Consider the following 22664-nt stretch of genomic DNA (forward strand, 5'->3'; position numbering starts at 1 on the left):
GCTCAGACCTCGACCCAGCGGCGCAACAGGTTGTGGTAGGTGCCGGTGAGCTGGATCAGCGCAGGGTGGTCGGGCACGTCGCGGGTCAGTTGCTGGATCGCGCCGTCCATTTCAAACAGCAAGGTGCGCTGGCTGTCTTCGCGCACCAGGCTTTGGGTCCAGAAGAACGAGGCATAACGCGCGCCACGGGTCACCGCGTTGACTTTGTGCAGGCTGGAGCCGGGGTACAGCACCATGTCGCCGGCGGGTAGCTTGACCCGCTGCAGGCCGAACGTGTCCTGGATCTCCAGTTCCCCACCGTCGTAGTCGTCGGGGTCGCTGAAGAACAACGTGGACGAAAGGTCGGTGCGCACGCGCTCATGGCTGCCTTTGGGTTGGCGCACCGCGTTGTCGATATGAAAGTCGAAACTGCCGCCAGCGGTGTAGCAGTTGAGCAGTGGCGGGAAGACTTTATGCGGCAGCGCGGCCGACATGAACAGCGGGTTGCTCCACAACCGTTCCAGCATCGCCGCGCCGATTTCCTTGGCCAGGGGGTGGCCTTCGGGTAATTGCAGGTTGTGCTTGGCCTTGGCCGACTGGTGCCCGGCGGTGATTTTGCCGTCAGCCCATTCGGTCTCTTCCAGGGCTTGGCGAATGCGCAGCACCTCCTCGCGAGAGAACAGGCCGGGAATGTGCAGCAACATGAGGCAATACCTGCGATCAGAGAGGCGCCAATGGTATTGATTCTTATCCTCCCTGTAAAACACGGGGACGAACGAGAGCGCAAAATCCGTAACAAAAAAGTGTAAAGAATGTAAATTCGATGCGAATAGCAATATCTCGCAATTGATACAAAGTCTTGTTGGCCCTATATTCCGCGGCCTCACAACCTTGGGGAAGGGACACGTCATGTCGCGCACTATTCTAAAAATACCGGCCAGTTCACCACGCATGCTGGCCTCCGCCATTGGCGTTGCCCTGAGTGCCGGCTCCGCCGCCCACCTGGCGCAGGCGGCTGAAAATACCGAGCCAAAAGGCGAGCGCAACCCTATCTCCCTCGGCGCCACCAACATCACCGGCCAGGAGCAGGACAACACCTCCTACCAGGTGGAAAAAGCCTCGTCGCAGAAGTACACCGCGCCGCTGGTGGACACGCCGCGCTCGGTCACTGTGGTGCCGCAACAAGTCCTCAAGGACACCGCCGCCACCTCGTTGCAGGACGCCTTGCGCACCGTACCGGGTATCACCTTCGGTGCCGGTGAAGGTGGCAATCCTCAGGGCGACCGTCCGTTCATCCGTGGTTTTGATGCCCAGGGCGATACCTACCTCGATGGCGTACGCGATACCGGCGGCCAGAGCCGCGAGATCTTCGACATCGAGTCCATCGAAGTCAGCAAAGGCCCGAACTCTTCGTTCGGCGGCCGTGGCTCGGCCGGTGGCAGCCTCAACCTGGTGAGCAAGACCCCACAAGCGCGGGACTTCACCAACGGCGGCTTTACCTACGGCTCCGACCAGACCCGCCGCTACGTGCTCGACGTGAACCGCCAGTTCCTGGACGACAGCGCGGCATTCCGCCTGAACCTGATGAGCCATGAACAAAACGTGGCTGGCCGCGATGCGGTGAACTACGACCGTTGGGGCGTGGCACCGTCGCTGACGTTTGGCCTGGGCACGCCGACCCGCGTCAACCTCAGCTACTACCACATGGAAAGTGACGACCTGCCGGATTCGGGGATTCCGTATGGCTATGGCAGCACAGCCAAGAATGCCGTGCACGTTCATGACAAACCTACCGATGGCGGCGATAGCAGCAACTTTTACGGCTTAAAAAGCCGCGACTTCCGCAAAACACGCGCCGACATCAGCACGGTCTCCATCGAGCACGACCTGAACGACAACATGACGCTGAAAAACACCCTGCGTCATGGCAGCACCGGCCAGGATTACGTATTGACGCAGCCTGATGACAGCCAGCACAACGTCAACCAGTTCGGCACCGTGTGGCGTCGGGCTAACAGTCGCGTGTCCACCACTACGACGACCACTAACCAGACCGATCTGTTTGGTAATTTCCAATTGGCGGGGATGAAGCATTCCTACTCCACTGGTTTGGAGTTCACGGGCGAAGAAACCCGCGTAAGTGGCTACACGGTCACTCCAAACAGTAACCCAATACCCAATGGCTGCACGCCTAGCGTAGTCGGCAGCAGCGGCGGCAATTGTACGTCTCTCGGCAACCCGAATCCGGATGATGCCTGGAACGGCAACGTTGCGCGCAACTACAACGGCACCAACACCAAAGCCACCAGTCGCGCTGCCTATGTATTCGACACCATCGAACTTGATCCTAAATGGCTGCTCAATGTCGGCCTGCGCTACGACACTTTCGACACTCAAGCCAATACCAATGCCGCTACAGGACGTACCAAGCTCAAGGACGACAGCCAATTTTTCAACTGGCAGGCCGGGCTTGTGTGGAAACCCACGGAAAACGGCAGCATCTATACCTCCTACGCTACCTCAGCTTCGCCAGTTGGCGGCTTAGTAGGTGAAGGTCAGGAACCCAATGGTTTCGTCACCGGCATTAACACCAGCGACCTGGAACCCGAAGAAACAGTCAACTACGAACTCGGCACTAAGTGGGATCTGTTTCATGATCGCTTGTCCCTAACTGCTGCCGTGTTCCGCACTGAGAAGAAAAACACACGAATTCTGGTGAGTTCCAACACCTTCGAAAACGGCGGTGAATCCCGAGTCGATGGCTTGGAGCTGTCTGCCAGCGGAAAAATCACTGATCAATGGCAAGTGTTCGCTGGTTACAGCTATCTGAAAAGCGAGCTGGTAGATCCTGGCAGAATCGGCAACCGTCAAAACGTGGTGAGTGCCGGTTCCAACAAAGGCAACCAGATGCCCAACACGCCGAAGAACTCCTTCAGCCTGTGGACCACCTACGACATCACCCCCAAGCTGACCGTCGGCGGCGGCGCGTTCTACGTCGATGAGGTTTACGGCGATGCAGGCAACACCGTGTACGTGCCGTCCTACACCCGCTACGACGCCATGGCCAGCTACAAGCTGACCAAAAACGTCGACTTGCAATTGAACGTACAAAACCTCACCGACAAGACGTATTACGATAAGGCCTACTCGGCGCACTTCGCCAACCAGGCGGCCGGTCGTACCGCTCTGTTGACTACCAGCTTCCACTTCTAAACGCAGTCAATGCTCGACCCAAGGCCCCACGCATCGGATGCGTGGGGCTTTTGTGTGTAAAACAGAATTTTTCTCGATAACCCACGGCATAATGCGCGCCGTGACATCGATATCCAGATAAGCGAGGCGGCCCGACGTGTTGAAGAAAACCCTGTTTCAGTTGCACTGGTTCTTCGGCATCACTGCCGGGCTGGTGCTGGCCTTGATGGGGATCACCGGGGCTGCGTACTCGTTCCAGGATGAAATCCTGCGGGCCCTCAACCCCACGGTTTTGAGCGTACAGAAACGCGATGCCGGTGTACTGCCGCCCGCCGAGCTGGTACGCAAGCTGGAAGCGGCCGAAGGCAAGACCGTGGCCATGCTGTGGGTAGAAAGTGAAAGCGGCAACGCCGGCCGCGTGTCCTTCACCCCGCCACCGGGCGAGCGCCGTGGCCAGATGCGCTACTTTGACCCGTACACCGGCGACTACATGGGTGACGCGGTCGGCCAGGACCTGTTCGGTTTTATCCTGCAATTGCACCGCTTCCTCGCCATCGGCGATACCGGGCGCAATATCACCGGCGCCTGCACCCTGATCCTGCTGTTTTTCTGCCTCTCCGGCCTGTACCTGCGCTGGCCGCGCCAGGTGAAAAGCTGGCGCGTCTGGCTGACCCTGGACTGGCGCAAAAAGGGCCGCAGCTTCAATTGGGACCTGCACTCGGTATTCGGCACCTGGTGCCTGCTGTTTTATCTTTTGGCGGCGCTGACCGGGCTGTATTGGTCCTACGACTGGTACAACCGTGGCGTGACCAAACTGCTGTCCGACGCGCCGCAGAACGAGCGCATGCGCAAGCGCGGTCCCCCGCCCTCAGGCCCGGCTCCGGTGGCCAACTATGACGCGATCTGGAGCAGCATCTACAGCAACGCCGGCCCCGACTTGAGCGCCTACAACATTCGGATGCCCGCGGTCGCCGGGCAACCGGCCACCGTGTATTACCTGCTCACTTCATCGCCCCATGACCGTGCGCTGAACCAGATCAACCTGGACCCGGCCACCGGCGAGGTCAAATCCCACGAGCGCTACGCCAGCAAAAGCCTCAAGGCGCAGTTGCTGACCAGTGTGTATGCGCTGCACACCGGCAGCTATTTCGGCCTGGTCGGGCGCATCGTCCTCACCGTCAGCTCACTGCTTATGCCGCTGTTTTTCATCACGGGCTGGCTGCTGTACCTCGACCGACGCCGCAAAAAGCGCCAGGTCCGCGATGCCCGCAAAGGTTTGACAGATAACCACAGCAATGCCCCGGCCTGGCTGATCGGCTTCGCCAGCCAGAGCGGCTTTGCCGAACAACTGGCCTGGCAAACGGCCGGGCAACTGCAGGCTGCGGGCCTGGCGGTGAAGGTGCAGCCTTTGGGCAGTGTCAGCCGCGACGACCTCAGCCAATCACAGAACGCGCTGTTTGTGGTCAGTACCTTTGGCGACGGCGAAGCCCCCGACAGCGCCCGCGGGTTCGAGCGCAGCGTGCTCGGCCATTCGCTGCCCCTCACAGGCTTGAACTACTCGGTGCTGGCCCTGGGTGACCGGCAGTACGAACATTTTTGCGGCTTTGCCCGGCGCCTGCATTTCTGGCTGACCAACCAGGGCGGCACCCCGCTGTTTGCCCCGGTGGAAGTCGACAGCGGCGACGCAGTGGCCCTGCACACCTGGCAACAGCAACTGGGCCAGCTCACCGGGCATGCGCCGGCAGCGGCCTGGCCGACGGCCCAGTACGAAAACTGGACCCTGAGCCAACGCACCCTGCTCAACCCCGACAGTGTCGGCTCGCCCGTCTACCTGCTGGGCCTCACATCCACGTCTGCGCACAGCTGGCTGGCCGGCGACCTGGTGGAAGTCCTGCCGCGCAATTGCCCCTGGGCCATCGAACACTTCCTGGCCGGCCTGGGCTTGGTCGGCAGCGACGGTGTGGTGATCGACGGCGTGGCCCACACCCTTGATCAAGCCCTGGCCACGCGCCAACTGCCGGACAACCGCACGCACCTGGTCGGCCTGCACGCCCAGGCATTGGTGGACGCGCTGGTCCCCCTGGGCATGCGCGAATACTCCATCGCCTCGATTGCCAGCGACGGCGTGCTGGAGCTGATTGTGCGCCAGGAGCGCCACCCCGACGGCAGCCTGGGGCTTGGCTCTGGCTGGCTGACTGAACACGCCGCCCTCGGCTCGGCCATCAGCCTGCGCCTGCGGCGCAACAGCGGCTTCCATTTGCCCGACGCGCCTGTGCCACTGATTCTGCTGGGCAACGGCACCGGCCTGGCGGGCCTGCGTAGCTTGCTCAAGGCGCGTATTGCCGGCGGCCAGCAGCGAAACTGGCTGCTGTTCGGCGAGCGCAATATCGCCCACGACTACCTGTGCCAGGACGAACTGCAAGGCTGGCTCGCCAGTGGAGACCTGGCCCTGCTGGACCTGGCATTTTCCCGCGATCAAGAGGAGAAGATCTACGTACAGGATCGCCTGCGCGAGTCAGCGGATGTGCTGCGCAAATGGCTCGCGGACGGCGCAGCGATTTATGTGTGTGGCAGCTTGCAGGGGATGGCGACGGGGGTGGATCAGGCACTGAAAGACATCTTGGGCAATGAGGCGCTGGAGCGCCTGATCGAACAGGGTCGCTATCGCAGGGATGTCTATTGATATTTGATCGTTCCCACGCTCCGCGTGGGAATGCCGCCCTGGACGCTCCGCGTCCACTCTTGACGGCGTGACGCGGAGCGTCACAGGATGCGTTCCCACGCAGAGCGTGGGAACGATCAGGCCGGTTGCAGTTTTTGCTCGAACACTGAAACCCCGTCCAAGTCCCGTAGCATCACCGTCAACTCCGCCGTCTGCCCATCTATCTGCACTTCACCAAAAAACTGAAAGCCCGCAAACGGCGAGGTATTCTGCGCCGGTGGCGCCTTCTGGAACACCACGTGCGGGCCAAAGGTTTTATCCAGTGGGTTGGGCCCGAAACTCCCAGCATTCAACGGCCCTGCCACAAACTCCCAGAACGGCTCGAAATCCTGGAACGTCGCACGGTCAGGGTGATAGTGATGCGCTGCACAGTAATGCACATCGGCCGTCAGCCACACGTGGTTGCGCACCTTATGCTCATGCAGGAACCCCAGCAGTTCGGCGATCTCCAGCTCACGCCCTTGCGCCGGGCCAGGGTCGCCATTGGCGATCGCTTCCCAACGCGCCACGCCGGGGCTGACTTCACCGTCGGGCACGCCCAGACCGATGGGCATGTCGGCGGCGACCACCTTCCACTGCGCTTGCGAGGCCTTGAGCCCGCGTTTGAGCCAGTCCAACTGTTCCCGCCCGAGGAAGGGTTTTTCCGCGCCCAGGTTGTCATCATTCGGCCCACGATAGCTGCGCATATCCAACACAAACACATCCAGCAGCGGCCCATAACTGAGCTTGCGATAAATGCGCCCGCCACCGTCGGCGCTCTGTCGGCGCATGGGTGAATATTCCAGCCAGGCCTGGCGGGCACGGCCCACCAAGGTATTGATGTCGCGGGTCTGGTAACGCTCATCCAACTGCTTGCTCGATGACCAGTTGTTGATCACCTCGTGATCGTCCCACTGCCAGATCTGCGGTACCTCGGCATTGAAGCGGCGCACGTTTTCATCCAGCAGGTTGTAGCGGTAATTACCGCGATATTCATCGAGGGTTTCCGCGACTTTGCTTTTGGCTTCGGTGGTAATGTTGCGCCAGATGCGCCCGCCTTCAGTGGTGAGCTGCGCGGGGACCGGGCCGTCGGCATAGATGGTGTCGCCGCTGTGGATAAAAAAGTCCGGCAGGCGCAGGCGCATGGCTTCATAGATGCGCATGCCACCGATGTCCGGGTTGATGCCGAAGCCTTGGCCGACAGTGTCGCCGCTCCACACAAAACGGATGTCACGCCGCTGTTGCGGCACGCTACGCAAGTGGCCGAACCAGGGTTCACTGGCAATGCCGGTCTGGGCGTCTTCGAAATGCACGCGGTAGAAAATCGCCTGGTCGACCGGCAGCCCGGTGAGCTCGACACGGGCGGTAAAGTCGGTGCGGCTGTCGGCCAGGGGCGAGACGAATCGGCGCGGGTTGCTGAACACGCTGCGGGTATCCCACTCCACCACCATCTTCGCCGGGCGGTCACTGCGGCTCCAGATCATTGCGCGATCGCCCTGCAGGTCGCCCGATTGCACGCCGTCAGTGAGTTGCGGTCGGTCCTTCACCGAAGCGATCACCGCCGGCGCCAGGCCCGGCAACAACAGGCCAGCGCCCACGGCTTGCATCACACGGCGGCGACCGAGATCGAAGTGGCTCATGCAGGTGCCCTCTTGAGTATCAAAAGGGCCACTAAAGCATGATGGGATGAAGCGGATGTGACACCGATTAGCAGAACGGTCGAGTTCACCTGTGGGAGCTGGCTTGCCTGCGATGCAAACACCTCGGTGTATCAGGCAAACCCCGTCGAGGCTATCGCAGGCAAGCCAGCTCCCACATTTTCTGCCAGTGTCAGGCAGTCACGGCCAGTTCAGCCGCTTCCGGTCGCTTGAGCACGGCATACACCAAACCGGTCAACACACTGCCCGCCACAATCGCCAACAAGTACAACAACGCATGGTTCATCGCATTCGGAATCACCAGCACAAACAACCCGCCATGGGGCGCGGCGAGTTTGCAGCCGAAGTACATCGACAGCGCACCGGTCAACGCGCCACCGGCGATGCTGGCCGGAATGACGCGCAGCGGGTCTTTGGCGGCGAAGGGAATCGCGCCTTCAGAGATAAAGCACAGCCCCAGGATCATCGCCGCCTTGCCGGCCTCGCGCTCGGTCTGGGCGAACTTGCGCCGGGCCAGCAACGTGGCGATGCCCATGCCAATCGGCGGCACCATGCCGGCGGCCATGGTCGCGGCCATCGGCGCGCCGCTCGACGCGGCCAGCAGGCCAACCGAGAACGCATACGCCGCCTTGTTGATCGGCCCGCCCAAATCCACACACATCATGCCGCCGAGCAGAATGCCCAGCAGCACCGCGTTGGTGGTGCCCATGGTGCTGAGGAAATCCGTCAGGCCCGTGAGCAAGCGGGCGACCGGTGGGCCCACCAGGTAGATCATCACCAAGCCGGTAAACAGGCTCGCCAATAACGGGATGATCAGGATCGGCTTGAGCGCTTCCAGGCTCTGAGGCAGTTGCACCGTGCGGCTGATCAGCTTGACGCAATATCCGGCGACGAAACCGGCCAGGATGCCGCCGATAAACCCAGCCCCCAGCGTCCCCGCCAGCAGCCCGCCGATCATGCCGGGCGCAAGGCCAGGACGGTCGGCAATCGAGTAGGCGATGTAGCCCGCCAGCAGCGGCACCATCAACAGGAACGCCTGGTCACCCACGGATTTGAGCGCCGCCGCCAAGGTACCGGGCTGCTCGAAAGCATGGATGCCGAAGACAAACGACAAGGCGATCAGCAAGCCCCCCGCCACCACCATCGGCAACATATACGACACGCCGGTGAGCAGGTGTTTGTAGACGCCGGTTTTCTCCGCCTTGGCCGGTGCACCGCCGGCCGCACTTTCCACCGCGCCTTCGGCCAGGGCTTTGTTGAGGATGGCTTCGGATTGCTTGAGGGCAATGCCGGTGCCACAGCGGTAAATCTTCTTGCCGGCGAAACGCTCGGTGGCCACTTCGATATCCGCCGCGAGCAACACCACATCGGCATCGGCAATCGCTTGCGAGCTCAACGGGGTGCGAGCGCCCACCGAGCCCTGGGTTTCGACCTGCAGGTCATAACCCAGGCGCTGAGCAGTCTGCTGCAAGGCTTCGGCGGCCATGAACGTGTGGGCCACACCGGTGGGGCACGCGGTAATCGCGACGATACGCGGCGCAGCCTTGGCCGCCACCGGGGCGGCGTCGGCGACATACACCTGGGCTTCTTCGGCGCCCCGGCGCAGTACGCCTTCGACATCCGCCAACGCCTGGGCCGGCGTGCTCTGGAACACACGCTTGCCGACAAACCGCTGCATATCCACCGGGGTACTGCTGACCAACAGCACCCACTCGGCATCATCAATCGTCGCCTGGGACAACTGGCGCTCCGGACGCTGCACATCGACGACTTCAACACTGGTGTGCAAGCCCATGCGCTGGGCGGCGGCGTCCAACAAGCGGGCGCACAGCACACTGGTGACCATGCCGTTCGGGCAGGCGGTAACAATGGCTAACTTCATCACAAACCCTCTTATTGTTCTGTCAGCGTGCGTACTTCGACGCCGCTTTCGAGATGCGCCAACTGGGCGTCATCGCTGATGCCAAAACCGATCTGTGTCACCGCCATCGCGGCAATCGCCGTGGCCCGGCGCAGGGTGTGCTCCGGCGTGTCGCCACTGAGCAAACCGTGGAGCATCCCGGCCAGCAGCGAGTCGCCGGCACCCACGGTACTGGCCACTGCCACCTTGGGCGGCGTGGCGTGCAGCGCCGCACCCGGGCGGTACCAGGTCACACCGGCGGCCCCGTCGGAGACCACCACATGTTCGACGCCTTGCTGATGCAGGCGGCTGATGGCATCGGTGGCGTTACCCAAGGCCTCGGCCAACTCTTCGGTATTGGGTTTGACCAGCCACGGGCCAACCTCCAACCCCAGGCGCAGCGCTTCGCCGCTGGTGTCCAGGGCGATTTTCAAACCGAGGTCTTTCAACGCCTCCAGCAAACCTTTAAACCACTGCGGGCTGACGCCGCGCGGCAAGCTACCGGCCACCACGACCGCATCGAACTCCGGGCCAATGATCGCGACCATCTTGAGCAGCGCTTTTAGCGCCTCTTCAGTTACCAGCGGCCCCGGTGCATTGATGTCGGTGACACGCCCATCCTGTTCGGCAATCTTGATATTGCTCCGGGTTTCGCCGGGAACCCGGATGAAGGCATCGCCAAACCCACGGCGCTTGATCAGCGCATTGAAAGCCTGGGGGTTGGCACTGCCGAGGAACCCGCCCACGCTGACGTAATGGCCCAGGTCCGCCAGCACTTGCGCCACATTCACGCCTTTGCCGGCCGCGTGGGTGAGCATCGCTTCACTGCGATTGACCTCACCGGGTTGCAGGTGCGCCAGACGTACCGTGAGGTCCAACGCCGGGTTCAGCGTCAGGGTCAGAATATTTGCCATCTACACGGCCTCCACTAGGGCACGCACTTCGGCGGGCGAACCCACTGCCAGTGCTTGTTGCGCCAGGCCCTGGGCCTCGCTCAGACTGAATTCACGCACCCGCGCCTTCACTTCAGGAATGCTGCGGGCCGACACGCTCAACTCATCGACGCCCAGGCCGACCAGCACCGGCACCGCCAGCGGGTCCGCCGCCAACTCGCCGCACACGCCTACCCATTTGCCGTGGGCATGGGCGGCGCGCACGGTGATGTCGATCAGTTGCAGGACTGCCGGATGCAAGCCATCGGCCTGGGCCGACAGGGTCGGGTGGCCGCGGTCGATGGCCAGGGTGTATTGGGTCAGGTCGTTGGTGCCGACGCTGAAGAAGTCGACTTCCTTGGCGAGGACCGGCGCCAGCAACGCGGCTGAGGGCACTTCGATCATGATCCCCAGTTGCAGGTCCGCCACCGGGGTCTCCAGGCGCAGGCGCTCGGTCATGTCCCGGGCGGCGCGCCACTCATCCACGCTGCCGACCATGGGGAACATGATGCGCAGCGGGCGGTTATCCGCAGCACGCAGCAGTGCCCGCAGTTGCGCTTCCATGATCTGCGGGCGTTGCAACGTCAGGCGAATGCCGCGCACACCCAGGAAGGGGTTTTCCTCTTCGGCGATCGGCCAATAGGGCAAAGGCTTGTCGCCGCCCACATCCAGGGTGCGCACCACCAACGGGCGACCATTGAGGCCGTCGAGTACGCGACGGTATTCGGCCTCCTGGGTGGCCTCGTCCGGCGCCTGGGGGTGGGCCATGAAAATCAGTTCGGTGCGCAGCAGGCCAATGCCTTCGGCGCCCTGCTCCACGGCACTGGCCACCCCGGCGCTTTCGCCAATGTTGGCGAACACTTCCACGGCGTGTCCGTCGCGGGTCAGCGCCGGTTCATGGCGTTGGGCCGAAGCGGCTTGCAAGCGCTGCTCGCGGCTGTCGCGCTCCACGGTGGCCCGTTGCAGGGTGGCGGCGTCGGGGTCCACATGCAGGCGGCCGCGCTGGCCATCGAGCAACAGCGGCGTGCCCGCGTTGAGCAATAACACCGCAGCACCAGCGCCGACCAAGGCCGGAATGCCCAGGGCGCGGGCGACAATGGCGCTGTGAGCGGTGGCGCCGCCCCGGGCGGTGAGAATGCCGGCAACGCGGGCCGGGTCCAGGCGCGCCACGTCCGAAGGGCCGACTTCTTCCATCACCAGGATGTAGGGCTCGCTCGGTTCCTGCACGCTTTGGACGCCGCACAACTGGGCCAGCACGCGGCGGCCGATGTCGCGCAAGTCGGCAGCACGCTCGGCCAGCAAGGCATCCTGCAAGGCTTCCTGCTGTTTGGCGGCGGCTTCGATCACGCTCATCCAGGCGGCTTCGGCGCTTTCGCCTTGCTTGAGGCGGGTGTCGACTTCGTCGGTGAGTTCCGGGTCGTCGAGCATTTCCTGGTGCGTGATGAAAATCTCGCGGATGGCCTTGGCCTGGCTACGCTCGATCAAGCCCTGGATATCCGTGCGCACCTCGCTCAAGGCCGTGTGCAGACGCTGGCGTTCGGCGGCGGCGGACTCACCGCGCAACGGGTAATCGAACACTTGCGGCACCTGGATATGGGCCGGGCCGATGGCGATACCCGGTGCGGCGGCAATGGCCTGGAGTTGGCTACCGCTCAGTGGCGCGCTGAGCACCGGTTCGATATCGACCTGTGCTGGCTGTGCGCTCACGGTGGGCAAGGGCTCGACCTCTTCGCCAAGGCCCTCTTGCACGGCGGCCAAGAGGGCGGGCAGTGCATCACCGGCCACCGTCGGCTCGGCCACGAACTCCAGCACCTGACCACGACGTGCGCCGAGGCTGAGCAACTTGCTCAGGCTTTTGACCGACACGGCGCCCACCGCGCCATCGACGATGCGCACGCGGATATCGCCATCAAAACTTTTCGCCAATTGCGCCAGGATCTTGGCCGGGCGCGCGTGCAGGCCGTGGGCGTTGGCCAGGGTAATACGGGCGCTGGGCCAGTCCGACGGCAGTTCACCGCCCAGCACTTCCAGCACCGCGCGGCTGCTGGTGGCGCGCCCCAACTCCTGGCCGCGCCCTTCAATGAGCAAGGCACACAGGCGTTCAAGCAGGGTCTGGTGCGCTTCACCGAGGCTCGCCAGGCAGAACAGGCCGTGCAGGGGCTGGCCGAGGTAACGCATGGGTTTGTCCGGCGTCACAAAGGCCAGGCCCGGACGCTTGACCGTCTGCTCGCTGTGCAACCACCACAGGCCATCGCCCAGGGGCAGCGCGTCGACCTGCTGCAATACAGCTGCAAAGCCATTGCTCACGCAGTCGGCCTGGCGCAGCAGGCGCGCACCGCGCCACACCAACTCTTCAAAATCATCGGCCGACACGCCCAGGCTGATCATCTGCGCATCCAGCGCCAGTTCCTGGGGCGCGCCTTGCAACAGTTTCAACAGCGCTTCGGCGCTGCCGGCACGGCGCAACGCCTGGCCCAGGTCGGTTTCGCCGAGGGCACGGGTGAGCAGTTGCAACAGGCGCAGGTGTTCATCGGATTTAGCCGCGATGCCAATCGCCAGGTAGACGATCTGGCCATCGCCCCAGTCCACCCCTTCCGGGAACTGCAGCAGGCGCACACCAGTGGAAAACACCTGGTCGCGGGTTTCTGGCGTGCCGTGGGGAATAGCGATGCCTTGGCCGAGAAAGGTCGAGCCTTGGGCTTCACGGGCTTGCAGGCCACTGAGATAACCTTCGGCAACCAGGCCATCGGCCACCAGTTTGTCAGCGAGCAGGTGCAAGGCAGCAGATTTATCCACAGCCACCTGGCCCATGGATATCTGCTCTACAGTGAGCTCAAGCATGCCGTTCTCCTAGTTAGTGCGACGGGCGCACTAGGTATTGTTGTAGGTAAATAAGTTCGAAATTAACTGACTGAGCGGTCAATTGGCAGTGGTCACTCAGTGGCGAACATCGTAAAAATACGCTTGCTGAAACGTTTAATCTAGAATTTATGGCAGATTACGCGTTAATTGCGCAAGCTTGAAGGGCCACTCGGCGCTTGCTGTGGGACATTGGTCGAATGCTGGAATCGGTTACGATTGGACAAAATGTCGGGGCGAGCGCCAAAAAACAAGGAAATCCCGGTTTGAAACTCAGTGATATCGCACGTCTGGCCGGTGTGTCCGTTACCACCGCCAGCTATGTCATCAACGGCAAGGCCGAACAGCAGCGCATCAGCAACGCCACCGTTGAGCGTGTGCGTGCCGTGGTCCAAGCCCATGGCTTTACCCCCAACCCTCAAGCCGCCGGGCTGCGCAGCCGGCATACGCGAACCTTGGGGTTCATCCTGCCAGACCTGGAAAACCCCAGCTACGCACGCATCGCCAAACTGCTGGAACAAGGAGCACGGGCGCGGGGCTATCAGTTGCTGATCGCCAGCTCCGATGATGAAGCGGACAGCGAACGCCAACTGCTGCAACTGTTCCGGGCGCGGCGTTGCGATGCGTTGTTCGTCGCCAGTTGCCTGCCAGCCAGCGATGACAGCTATCGCGAGCTGCAGGCCAAGGGGCTGCCGGTGATTGCCATCGACCGGGAGATGGAGCCGAACCAGTTCTGCTCCGTGGTCAGCGACGACCACCAGGCCTGCAGGCAACTCACCAGCAGCCTGCTGCAACCGTTGCCCAAGCAGATCGCACTGATTGGCGCGCGGCCCGAGCTGAGCATCAGCCAGGCACGTACCGCCGGTTTCCGTGATGCGCTGCAAGGCTTTACGGGCGAAGTGATTATCGAACAGGGCGAAGCCTTCAGTCGTGACTGCGGCCGAGAGCTGATGGAGCAACTGCTGCAACGCCTGGGGCATTTGCCGGACGCGCTGGTAACCACCTCCTACGTACTGCTGCAAGGCGTGTTTGATGCGCTGCATGACTTCCCCCTCAAGTCACGTCCCCTGCGCCTGGGCACCTTCGGCGATACCCAGTTGCTGGATTTCCTCCCGCTGCCGGTCAACGCCATGGCCCAGCAACATCAATTGATTGCCGAGACCGCCCTGCGCCTGGCCCTGGCCGCCATTGAAGAAGAACAGTACCAACCCGGCGTGCATGCGATTGGCCGGACTTTCAAGCAGCGTATCCACGAGGCCTGAGCGTGGAGCTGATCGACACCCACACGCACCTGGACTTCGAGGACTTCGACCAGGATCGCTCGCACGTCCTTGCCCACAGCCGTGAACTCGGCGTGCGGCGCCTGGTGGTGCTGGGGGTGTACCAGAAAAACTGGCAGCGGCTGTGGGACTTGGTGCAACAGGACGAAGGCTTGTTCGCCGCCTTCGGCTTGCACCCGGTGTATCTCGAGGAGCATCGCCCCGCCGACCTGCTGGAGCTGGGCGACTGGTTGACGCGCCTGCATGGCCACCGGCAACTGTGCGCCGTGGGCGAAATTGGCCTGGATTACTTTCTCGAACAGTTGGACCACCAGCGCCAGCAACAGTTATTTGAAGCCCAACTGAAACTCGCGGTGGATTTCCAACTGCCGGCCTTGCTCCACGTTCGCCGCAGCCACGCCGCCGTGATTGCCACCCTCAAGCGCATCCGCGTGCCCAGAGGCGGCATCATCCACGCGTTCGCTGGCAGCGCTGAAGAGGCGCGCGAGTACATCAAGCTGGGGTTCAAACTGGGCCTGGGCGGCGCTGCCACCTGGCCCCAGGCGCTGCGCATGCACCGGGTACTGGCGCAGTTGCCACTCGACGCCGTGGTGCTGGAAACCGATGCGCCGGATATGGCTCCGGCCATGTACCCCAACCAGCGCAATAGCCCGCAGCATCTGCCAGATATCTGCACGGCCCTGGCCGAGCGCATGGGTATCAGCCCTCTATTGCTCGCTGAGACGAGCACACGCAATGCGTGCGAGCTGTTCAACTGGTAGCGGACTGATCACCTGCAACTTCAAGATCATTGTCTGTCGATGCCGGGCATAGCGCACCACCAGCAAATGGATCAGCACGGCGACCAGCGAAACGTTCAGTTGCCCGATCACACTGAGCAGCCCCAACCATTCAGCGAACAAGGCCACCAGCAAGGTCGCGCATGTCAGCATGATCATGCTCGGCCGCACCAGCGCCCATTGGTCCAGGGCCCTGAACTGCCGCAACTGCTTGGCGCACCCCAACTGCAACCCCGAGTGGCAATACGTACAGTCAAAAGGCACATCAATGGCAATGGCATTCAGTTGCCAAGGCTTGAGTTCAAACGTCATGTCGCACTGGGCGCAATGCCCTTTGATACCGATTGCAGCGGCCATCGTCGTGTCTCCTCGTGACCGTGACGGATGAAATAAATTTTCACCTATTCACGCCGCGATAAAACACGCCCAGGCAAATCAAGACATCGGCCACAGGGTCGGTAGTCACATCCTTCAGAACCCCCCTACACCCGAAACGCACCAATCAATTGCTTCAACTCAACCACCTGGATTGCCAACTGCCGACTGGCCGCTTCCGTGTGCTGGGCGCCTTGCGCTGCATGCTCGCCAGCACGGTTGATTTCGACAATGTTCTGGTCGATGTCGTGGGCGACCGCCGTTTGCTGTTCCACGGCGGCGGCGATCTGCTGGTTCTGGTCGACGATCATCCCTACCGCTCCCAGGATATTTTCCAGGGCTTGCTGGACTTTTTCCGACTGCCCCACCGTGCCATTCGCCATCTCATGGCTGCTGCCCATGGCCTTCACCGCCGCGCCGACGCCGCTGTGCAAGCGGCTGATCATCTGCTCGATTTCCTCGGTTGAGTGCTGGGTGCGCCGAGCCAGAGTGCGCACTTCGTCGGCCACCACCGCAAACCCGCGCCCTTGGTCACCGGCGCGCGCGGCTTCGATGGCCGCGTTGAGCGCCAGCAGGTTGGTCTGCTCGGCAATGCTCTTGATCACTTCCAAAACGCTGCTGATGGACTGGCTGTCGGCTGCCAGCTGGTTGATCACCCGCACCGAATCGTCTATCTCCGCCGCCAGGCGTGCGATGCCGCCTTGCTGGGATTGCACCAGCGCACGCCCGCTGACCGTTTCATCATTGACGCTCTGGGCACTGCTGACCGCCGCCGCCGCGCTGCGCGCCACCTCTTGGGCGGTGGCGGACATCTGGTTCATCGCGGTCGCTACTTGTTCGATCTGGCTGCGCTGGCCGGACACCGCCTGGTTACTCTGTGCCGACACCGCCTGCACCTGGCCGGCCTGCAACTCCACCTGGCTGACCGTATGCCCAACGCGCTCGATCAGGTCATGAATCTTGGCCACGGTGCCATTGAACACCTGGCCCAGGTCGCCCAATTCGTCACGGCTTTGCGCAACGAAAGTGACGGTCATATCGCCCGTCGCCACTTTGTCCATCATCGCCCCCAGGCGGCGCAAGGTGGTGCGAGTGGAAACAAAGAAACCGGCATAGAGATAGAAAATCAGCGCAAACACCGTCGCCAGGGCCGTGACCAGCAACACCATGTGCAGACGGTTCTGCGCCAGGCGCTGCTGCAACTGCTGCCCGAGGAACGCCAGGGTGGCGTCATCCAATTGATAGGTCTTGGCCATTAGTTGGCTGACGCCGTCATAAAACCCCTGCCAAGGCGCGTCGAGGGTTTCGGCCATCACCACCTGCTCTTCGAAAAACTCACTGCCTTGCTTGAGGCTCGCCTGGCTGGCTTGCGCCGACACCTCGAGGGCGGCGTGCGCGGCCTTGCTGGCGCCGAGCGCGTCCTGCAGCTTCAGGCCATATTCACCATGGAGTTTTTCCAACTGCTGCAGCAGTTCGTCAAAACGGGTACTGGAGGACGAATTGATAAAGCCCTGCCCCAGGGAGTACGCGCCCATCGCACGGCCTTCACCCAAGACCTGGGTGACCTGAGGGGTGACGGTGGTGACCAGGTCGCTGAGCTGGCGCAGATCACTTTGCGGATCACGGTTCAAGCCGGCCTGGCTGGCAATAATCTGGCTGAACATCTGGGCCTGGTTGAGTAACTTGCCGATCAACGCTGCTTTGTTGAGCAACGAGGTTTCCTGTTGCTGAGCCTTGAACGCAGCGATCAACTCATCGCGCTTACTGTCGAAGACGGCAACGTGCTCGGGCTGGGTCGCGATCGCGTGCAAGCCCTGCAAGCGCTCCACTACACTGGCTTCCAAGGCGCTGATCCTGGCCTCCAGGTCTGCCGCTTTGCCTGACTGGCCGAGGGTGGCGTTGATCTGTACCTGGTTGTTGAGGGTTTCCAACTCCCGACGCAACGCCAGACTGCTGCCGAGCAGGTCAAGGCTTTGCAGTTCGACGCGGGTGCCCTGGTATTCGCGCCACGAGTCGCGCACCAGGTAATAGTTGGTCGCCAGCATCGGCAGCAGGAACAGCACGCTGATCAGGCTGAACTTCATGCCGAAGCTCAGGCGGTTCATCAGCGCGACGGCGGGATAAAGCAAGCTCTTCACAGGTGACCTCCCCTTCTTTTATTTTTATTGAGGCGCAGGGCGACGGCAGATAGCCACTATTTGGCGCTCTATCTGTATAGCTCAATTCGAAAGGGAGTTTTGTAACGTAAGGTTAACGGCGGGAGTGATGGATGCACCCCGCCGCTATTACTCAGGGCAACACCGTCCAGATGGCAAACCCGGCATACCACAGCACTGCCGCACGTAGCAGCAGCTCCCACAGGCGATCCAGGCTGTTGATGCCATCGGCCCCCACCACGGGGGGAGGAATTTCCGCGGCGGCCAGGCCGACTTTTTCCATCAGTTGGGCAGCGCTGATGTCCCAGCTCAGCAGTTCGTGGAGCATCACCCGGCTGACCCCGACGAAATTGCCCACCAAGGCAAAGCTGGCCGCCAGGAGGCGTACCGGCAACCAGTCAAACGCGTGGCGCAATTGCGTGGCGCGCTCGGCCACCAAGGGGTTCTGGCTGTTTTCGCTGGCCAGCGCCAACAGGCGGTACGCCAGGGCGGCCACCGGGCCCAGCAGGAAATACCAGAAAATCACCGCGAAAAAGCTTTGATACGCCTGCCACAGCAGGTAGCCCTGAACACGCTCCAGCAGTTGCTCGCCACTGTCGGCGCCAAGCTTGAGGTCGCGCTCGGCCACATGCTCGGCCGCTTGCAGGTCACCGCGCCGCCAGGCATCGCGAAACGGCCCCAGCCCGGCCAATAGATCGCCACGGCCCAGGCTGTAGATCACCACCAGCAAGTGCACCGGCAATGCCAACAGGCCATAGGCTACTGGCTCCAGGACCAGCAACAACAACGCCAGCAACGCCACCGGCAGCAGCACCAATACCAGCAGGATCAACCAGGGCCGCTTGCCCATGCGCGGGCTCGATTCCAGCTTGGCCAGCTCACGCAGCCATCCACCGTCGCGCTGCAACCGCAGGCGCAAGGCCGAGAACTTCTCGATCCATACCGCCAGCACCAACACCAGGAAACTCATCGTTCGTGTCCTCCATCCTGCAGGGCGCTGCGAAAGCGCATCCAATCAAAAGCGGGGCCCGGGTCGGTCTTGCGACCCGGAGCGATGTCGCTGTGACCACAAATACGTTGATGGGTGATCGCGGGGTAAGCGGCCAACAGTTGGCGTGCCAGGTCGATCAACGCCGCATACTGGGCATCGGTGAACGGTAGGTCATCCGTACCTTCCAGCTCGATTCCCAGAGAAAAATCGTTGCAGATCTCGCGCCCCTCAAAGACGGAAATACCGGCATGCCAGGCCCGGTCACGGCACGAAACAAATTGCGTCACAGTGCCGTCACGTTCAATCAGAAAATGCGCAGACACCCGTAGGCTGGCAATCCCTTCAAAGTAGGGATGTTCTGAGATATCCAGGCGGTTCTGGAAAAACTCCTGCACCTTACCGGTGTTGAACTGCGCCGGAGGCAAACTGATGTTATGCACCACCAACAGCGAGATTTCGCCTTCAGGGCGCTCGTTGAAGTTGGGCGAAGGGCAATGACGAATGCCCTGGCACCAACCGCTGGCGGGGTCCAACTGCATACAGGCTCCTTGAGTGAGACGAGGTGTGACCAGTATGCCGCGTTCCACCCTGCGGTTGCGATCACTTGCCGCGATTGAGTTGCCGCAGGTCGCCCACCACGGCGGCCAGTGCACGTTCGAACAGCGGGCCATCATTCAAGGTATGCAGGGCGCCCTGCTTGAACGCCAAGGCTAACTGGCCCGCGCTTTTCTCCAGCACCTTGAGACCCGCTCGGCTGACAAAAATATAGGTATCGGCGGGCGGCATGATTGCGGTCAACTTGCAGCGCAGGTTACCGGCTTCATTTTGCAGCAACGCTACCCAGTCACCGACGCGCAACTGCTGGGCCTTGAGCAGGTCGGGGTCATCAGGGGGCAGTGGTTCGTCGGCAGCCGGCGGGCCAGCCCACAGGGCAAAAGGCTCACGGACTTCAACCAGCGCCTCACTGTCGAGCGGCTCAACATGCATGGCCTGCAACCGCAGGAAGAACTCGCGGGTACTGAAAGGATCGAACGCCGCATCGGCCAACCCACTACGCAATGCCTTGAGCAGCCCGGGTAATTGCTCGAGCAAACGCCGGCCCGCTTCGGTGTCTTCACGCAGGCCGACGCTCCAGACCAATTCATCCAGGGTACGCAGCGCCGTCTGCCACTGCAGCGAGTGTTCACCGTGCTTGAGAACGGCCACTAACAGCACCTGGCTCCAGGCCTGCTGTACAAATTGCAGCACCGATTGCGGCAAGGTTTCGCCCACGAGCCGTCGATTGAGCACGTGCGCCACACGCTGGCGCGCCACCTTGATATGCAGATGCTCTTGCTCGACGTCACGGGTATATCGCTCAAGGCGTTCGCTGCGCTTGCGCTCTTGGGCTATGAATTCGCTGAAGGTGGTGAGTAAATGGGAGAAAATCGTCGGGTCTTCGACGAACTCATTCAGCAAGCGCTGTACGAGTTGCTCGATACACAGGTAGAGGTTGTCCCGTGTGTGGTCATGGGGCGAACTCCAGCCGATGACGGCGCTCGCGATATCATTGAGCAAGCGCCGCGCGGGATGCTCCGCGCAACTGAACAGACTTTTGTCCAGCACCGCCACTTTCAGCAGCGGGATCTGCAAGCGAGCGATCAGCGCCTTGAAAGCGTCCGGCACACTGCTGTCATCGAGCATGAACTCGAACAGCATGGCGACCAGATTGATCACATCTTCGTCTGCTTCTTCTAACACCCGCGACTTGCCACTTTTGACACTGACCCGGGTGAGCAGCTGTTCCAGCTGGTTGCGCAGGTCGAAATCGTCCTCGCACTCCGGCTCCGGTACATATTGCTGCAGATGCGACAGCAGACGCAGCAGATCGCGGCTGACAACAGGTTGCGGTTCGGCGCTGGCTTCAAGGGTCGGGGCCACGCTGCCACGCACGGCTACCAGCAACTTCTGCAAGGCACTGAACGCTTGCTGGCCGCTTTTATCCAGCGGCGGGTCGGCCATCGCCTGGCCGGTGCAATGCTGGTGCTCCCGGGCCGCACGTCCGCCGGCTCGACGGGATGGGAGCGCCTTGAGTTCCGGCAATACGCCAGTGGCGATCAGTAATTGGTTGGCCTCGCCATACAACAAGTCTGCGTCACTGAGCACGTATTTCTCAAATAGCTTGAGCATGACCAGCTTGACGCGGATTTCCACCCCCAGGCTGCGCCCTGCTTGCAGGAAAAACTCGCACAACCGCGCCGGGCCCAATGGGTTTTCAGGATCGTCCAGGCGCCTGCCGAGCAATGCACTTACGCGCGCGTTCAACTGCCCCAGCGCCAAACCATCACGGTGATGCACCCGACCGAGCATCGCCTCCAGGGCCACGGCTTTTTCCACGTCATCGGCGCCGGTGCCGGGGACCTCCTCATAAGACACCACCGGCACCAGGTGTGCCCCGCTGCACCGGGCCTGGCCAAGGTTGGCGAACGCCACGAACAGCTGCTCCATGAACACGCGCTCGAAGTTCTTGCGCTTGAGGCGCAGGTCGCGCATGGCCTCGAAAAAAATATGATGGTCGACGGTGCTACGGGCCTTTTCGGCCATTTCGAACAGGGTGTCGTCGGCGTTATCGAACAGTTCCTGCAAGCCTTGCTGCAGCTGTTGCGCAGCCTTGTCACGCACCTGCAGCAACACCACCGGCAGGCGCGCGAGCGGCGATGGCGTGGCCTGCGCCCTGTTGATAGGCACCACCTTCCCGTCATTGTGCATCCTGGCCTCCTGAAACGGCGGTTTTGAGAGGTGGAGAGACGGAGCGCAGGCCCGGCAGGCACTGCAAATACCCGATCACCACCAAGACGTCAAAGCTATGACGCCAATTGCAAGGCGCGAGATTATCTTGCAAACGAGGGCAGTTGCGCCAGCACACTCTGACTTTGTGCGGTAAATGAGTGGCGAGCCTGGGTTAGAACGCACGCTGGCCCTATAATCGAGGCACTTTGTTTGTGGAGCCTGTTATGCCGAACCTCCGTCTTGCCGACCTCACCGCCGAAATCGAAGCCAACGTGCGCCGCGCACTGCTGGAAGACATCGGCAGTGGTGACATCACCGCGCAGTTGATCCCGGCCGAACGGCTGGCCAAGGCCACGATCATTACCCGTGAGGCGGCTGTTATCGCCGGCACGGCGTGGGTGGACGCAGTGTTTCGTCAACTGGACCCTCGGGTTGCCGTGCACTGGCAGGTGGCTGACGGTGAACGGGTGAGCCCCAACCAGGCGTTGTTCCACCTTGAGGGCCCTGCCCGCTCGCTGCTCAGTGGTGAACGTTGCGCGTTGAATTTTCTGCAATTGCTGTCAGGGGTTGCCACCCGTGCGCAATTTTTGGCGGACTTTGTCGCCAGCACCCAGGTCAAGCTGCTGGACACCCGCAAGACATTGCCCGGCCTGCGTTTGGCGCAGAAGTATGCGGTGACCTGCGGCGGTTGCCACAACCACCGCATCGGGCTGTATGACGCATTCCTGATCAAGGAAAACCACATCGCCGCCTGCGGTGGTATTGCCCAAGCAATCACCGCCGCCCACAAGATCGCGCCGGGCAAGCCCGTGGAAATCGAAGTGGAAAACCTGGAGGAGTTGCGTGAAGCCCTGTCGGCGGGTGCCGACATCATCATGCTGGATGAACTGAGCCTGGACGACATGCGCGAAGCCGTGCGCCTGAACGCCGGCAAGGCCAAACTGGAAGCCAGCGGCGGGATCAATGAAACCACCTTGCTGCCTATCGCTGAAACCGGCGTGGACTACATCTCCATCGGTGCGATGACCAAGGATGTGAAGGCGGTGGACCTGTCGATGCGCCTCAGTATCTGAAAGATGCCGTAACTGTAGGA

Annotated in this window: 15 protein-coding genes; 5 read left to right on the plus strand and 10 right to left on the minus strand. The window is 61.9% G+C overall.

The annotated features are described in order from the left end of the window. Nucleotides 1–2: 2 nt before the first annotated feature. Nucleotides 3–683: a Fe2+-dependent dioxygenase gene (locus MHH62_RS11770; RefSeq protein ID WP_003188464.1), complete on the minus strand. Its 681-nt coding sequence runs from the start codon at nt 681–683 to the stop codon at nt 3–5. A gap of 205 nt (nt 684–888) precedes the next feature. On the opposite strand from MHH62_RS11770, the gene MHH62_RS11775 reads away from it, so the two are divergent. Continuing rightward, nucleotides 889–3192: a TonB-dependent siderophore receptor gene (locus tag MHH62_RS11775; RefSeq protein ID WP_038448891.1), complete on the plus strand. Its 2304-nt coding sequence runs from the start codon at nt 889–891 to the stop codon at nt 3190–3192. A gap of 136 nt (nt 3193–3328) precedes the next feature. Further along, complete coding sequence (locus tag MHH62_RS11780) at nt 3329–5854, plus strand: sulfite reductase flavoprotein subunit alpha (RefSeq protein ID WP_339232983.1); 2526 nt, start codon at nt 3329–3331, stop codon at nt 5852–5854. Between the two features lie 116 nt (nt 5855–5970). Here the strand turns inward: MHH62_RS11780 and MHH62_RS11785 are convergent, their stop codons facing one another. The 4 genes from MHH62_RS11785 to ptsP form a co-directional block, all read right to left on the minus strand. Next, nucleotides 5971–7512 carry an alkaline phosphatase D family protein gene (locus MHH62_RS11785; RefSeq protein ID WP_014716886.1) on the minus strand — a complete coding sequence of 514 codons (1542 nt, stop codon included), beginning with the start codon at nt 7510–7512 and terminating at the stop codon, nt 5971–5973. Between the two features lie 190 nt (nt 7513–7702). Continuing rightward, nucleotides 7703–9412, minus strand: coding sequence for a PTS fructose-like transporter subunit IIB (locus MHH62_RS11790; protein ID WP_073843081.1), 1710 nt, complete (start codon nt 9410–9412; stop codon nt 7703–7705). An 11-nt stretch (nt 9413–9423) separates the two neighbouring features. Continuing rightward, the gene (gene pfkB / locus MHH62_RS11795) at nt 9424–10344 is read right to left on the minus strand and encodes a 1-phosphofructokinase (RefSeq protein WP_014716884.1); all 921 of its coding nucleotides are present in this window, start codon (nt 10342–10344) and stop codon (nt 9424–9426) included. Then, entirely contained in the window at nt 10345–13203 is a 2859-nt protein-coding gene (gene ptsP, locus MHH62_RS11800; protein WP_339232985.1) for a phosphoenolpyruvate--protein phosphotransferase, read from the minus strand. A gap of 284 nt (nt 13204–13487) precedes the next feature. Between ptsP and cra the strand changes: the two genes are divergently transcribed. Both cra and MHH62_RS11810 read left to right on the plus strand, forming a co-directional pair. Continuing rightward, a complete protein-coding gene (gene cra, locus MHH62_RS11805) occupies nt 13488–14483 on the plus strand; it encodes a catabolite repressor/activator (RefSeq protein WP_014716882.1) in 996 nt (331 codons plus the stop codon). 2 nt (nt 14484–14485) lie between these two features. Continuing rightward, complete coding sequence (locus MHH62_RS11810) at nt 14486–15262, plus strand: TatD family hydrolase (protein ID WP_014716881.1); 777 nt, start codon at nt 14486–14488, stop codon at nt 15260–15262. Here MHH62_RS11810 and MHH62_RS11815 read toward each other — a convergent pair. From MHH62_RS11815 to MHH62_RS11835, 5 genes are all read right to left on the minus strand, one after another. After that, nucleotides 15209–15637, minus strand: coding sequence for a hypothetical protein (locus MHH62_RS11815; RefSeq protein ID WP_032903996.1), 429 nt, complete (start codon nt 15635–15637; stop codon nt 15209–15211). The two genes, MHH62_RS11810 and MHH62_RS11815, sit on opposite strands and share 54 nt — an antisense overlap. Nucleotides 15638–15762: 125 nt before the next feature. Next, entirely contained in the window at nt 15763–17793 is a 2031-nt protein-coding gene (locus tag MHH62_RS11820) for a methyl-accepting chemotaxis protein (RefSeq protein ID WP_336827312.1), read from the minus strand. Between the two features lie 151 nt (nt 17794–17944). After that, nucleotides 17945–18781 carry a regulatory signaling modulator protein AmpE gene (ampE, locus tag MHH62_RS11825; RefSeq protein WP_014716879.1) on the minus strand — a complete coding sequence of 279 codons (837 nt, stop codon included), beginning with the start codon at nt 18779–18781 and terminating at the stop codon, nt 17945–17947. Then, nucleotides 18778–19341, minus strand: coding sequence for a 1,6-anhydro-N-acetylmuramyl-L-alanine amidase AmpD (ampD, locus tag MHH62_RS11830; protein WP_014716878.1), 564 nt, complete (start codon nt 19339–19341; stop codon nt 18778–18780). The genes ampE and ampD overlap by 4 nt, the downstream gene beginning before the upstream one ends. A gap of 61 nt (nt 19342–19402) precedes the next feature. Next, a complete protein-coding gene (locus MHH62_RS11835) occupies nt 19403–21550 on the minus strand; it encodes a DUF1631 domain-containing protein (protein WP_103451984.1) in 2148 nt (715 codons plus the stop codon). A 245-nt stretch (nt 21551–21795) separates the two neighbouring features. On the opposite strand from MHH62_RS11835, the gene nadC reads away from it, so the two are divergent. Then, nucleotides 21796–22644 carry a carboxylating nicotinate-nucleotide diphosphorylase gene (gene nadC, locus MHH62_RS11840; protein WP_014716876.1) on the plus strand — a complete coding sequence of 283 codons (849 nt, stop codon included), beginning with the start codon at nt 21796–21798 and terminating at the stop codon, nt 22642–22644. Nucleotides 22645–22664 lie beyond the last annotated feature (20 nt).

This window comes from Pseudomonas sp. FSL L8-0168 (assembly GCF_037976155.1).
GTDB lineage: Bacteria > Pseudomonadota > Gammaproteobacteria > Pseudomonadales > Pseudomonadaceae > Aquipseudomonas > Aquipseudomonas paracarnis.

Excerpts from the sequence above, each read along its gene's own strand:
- MHH62_RS11835 (WP_103451984.1), bottom strand. The coding sequence starts at position 21,550 with ATGCACAATGACGGGAAGGTGGTGCCTATCAACAGGGCGCAGGCCACG.
- MHH62_RS11775 (WP_038448891.1), top strand. The coding sequence starts at position 889 with ATGTCGCGCACTATTCTAAAAATACCGGCCAGTTCACCACGCATGCTG.
- nadC (WP_014716876.1), top strand. The coding sequence starts at position 21,796 with ATGCCGAACCTCCGTCTTGCCGACCTCACCGCCGAAATCGAAGCCAAC.
- ampE (WP_014716879.1), bottom strand. The coding sequence starts at position 18,781 with ATGAGTTTCCTGGTGTTGGTGCTGGCGGTATGGATCGAGAAGTTCTCG.
- ampD (WP_014716878.1), bottom strand. The coding sequence starts at position 19,341 with ATGCAGTTGGACCCCGCCAGCGGTTGGTGCCAGGGCATTCGTCATTGC.
- ptsP (WP_339232985.1), bottom strand. The coding sequence starts at position 13,203 with ATGCTTGAGCTCACTGTAGAGCAGATATCCATGGGCCAGGTGGCTGTG.
- MHH62_RS11815 (WP_032903996.1), bottom strand. The coding sequence starts at position 15,637 with ATGGCCGCTGCAATCGGTATCAAAGGGCATTGCGCCCAGTGCGACATG.
- pfkB (WP_014716884.1), bottom strand. The coding sequence starts at position 10,344 with ATGGCAAATATTCTGACCCTGACGCTGAACCCGGCGTTGGACCTCACG.
- MHH62_RS11770 (WP_003188464.1), bottom strand. The coding sequence starts at position 683 with ATGTTGCTGCACATTCCCGGCCTGTTCTCTCGCGAGGAGGTGCTGCGC.
- MHH62_RS11785 (WP_014716886.1), bottom strand. The coding sequence starts at position 7,512 with ATGAGCCACTTCGATCTCGGTCGCCGCCGTGTGATGCAAGCCGTGGGC.
- MHH62_RS11790 (WP_073843081.1), bottom strand. The coding sequence starts at position 9,412 with ATGAAGTTAGCCATTGTTACCGCCTGCCCGAACGGCATGGTCACCAGT.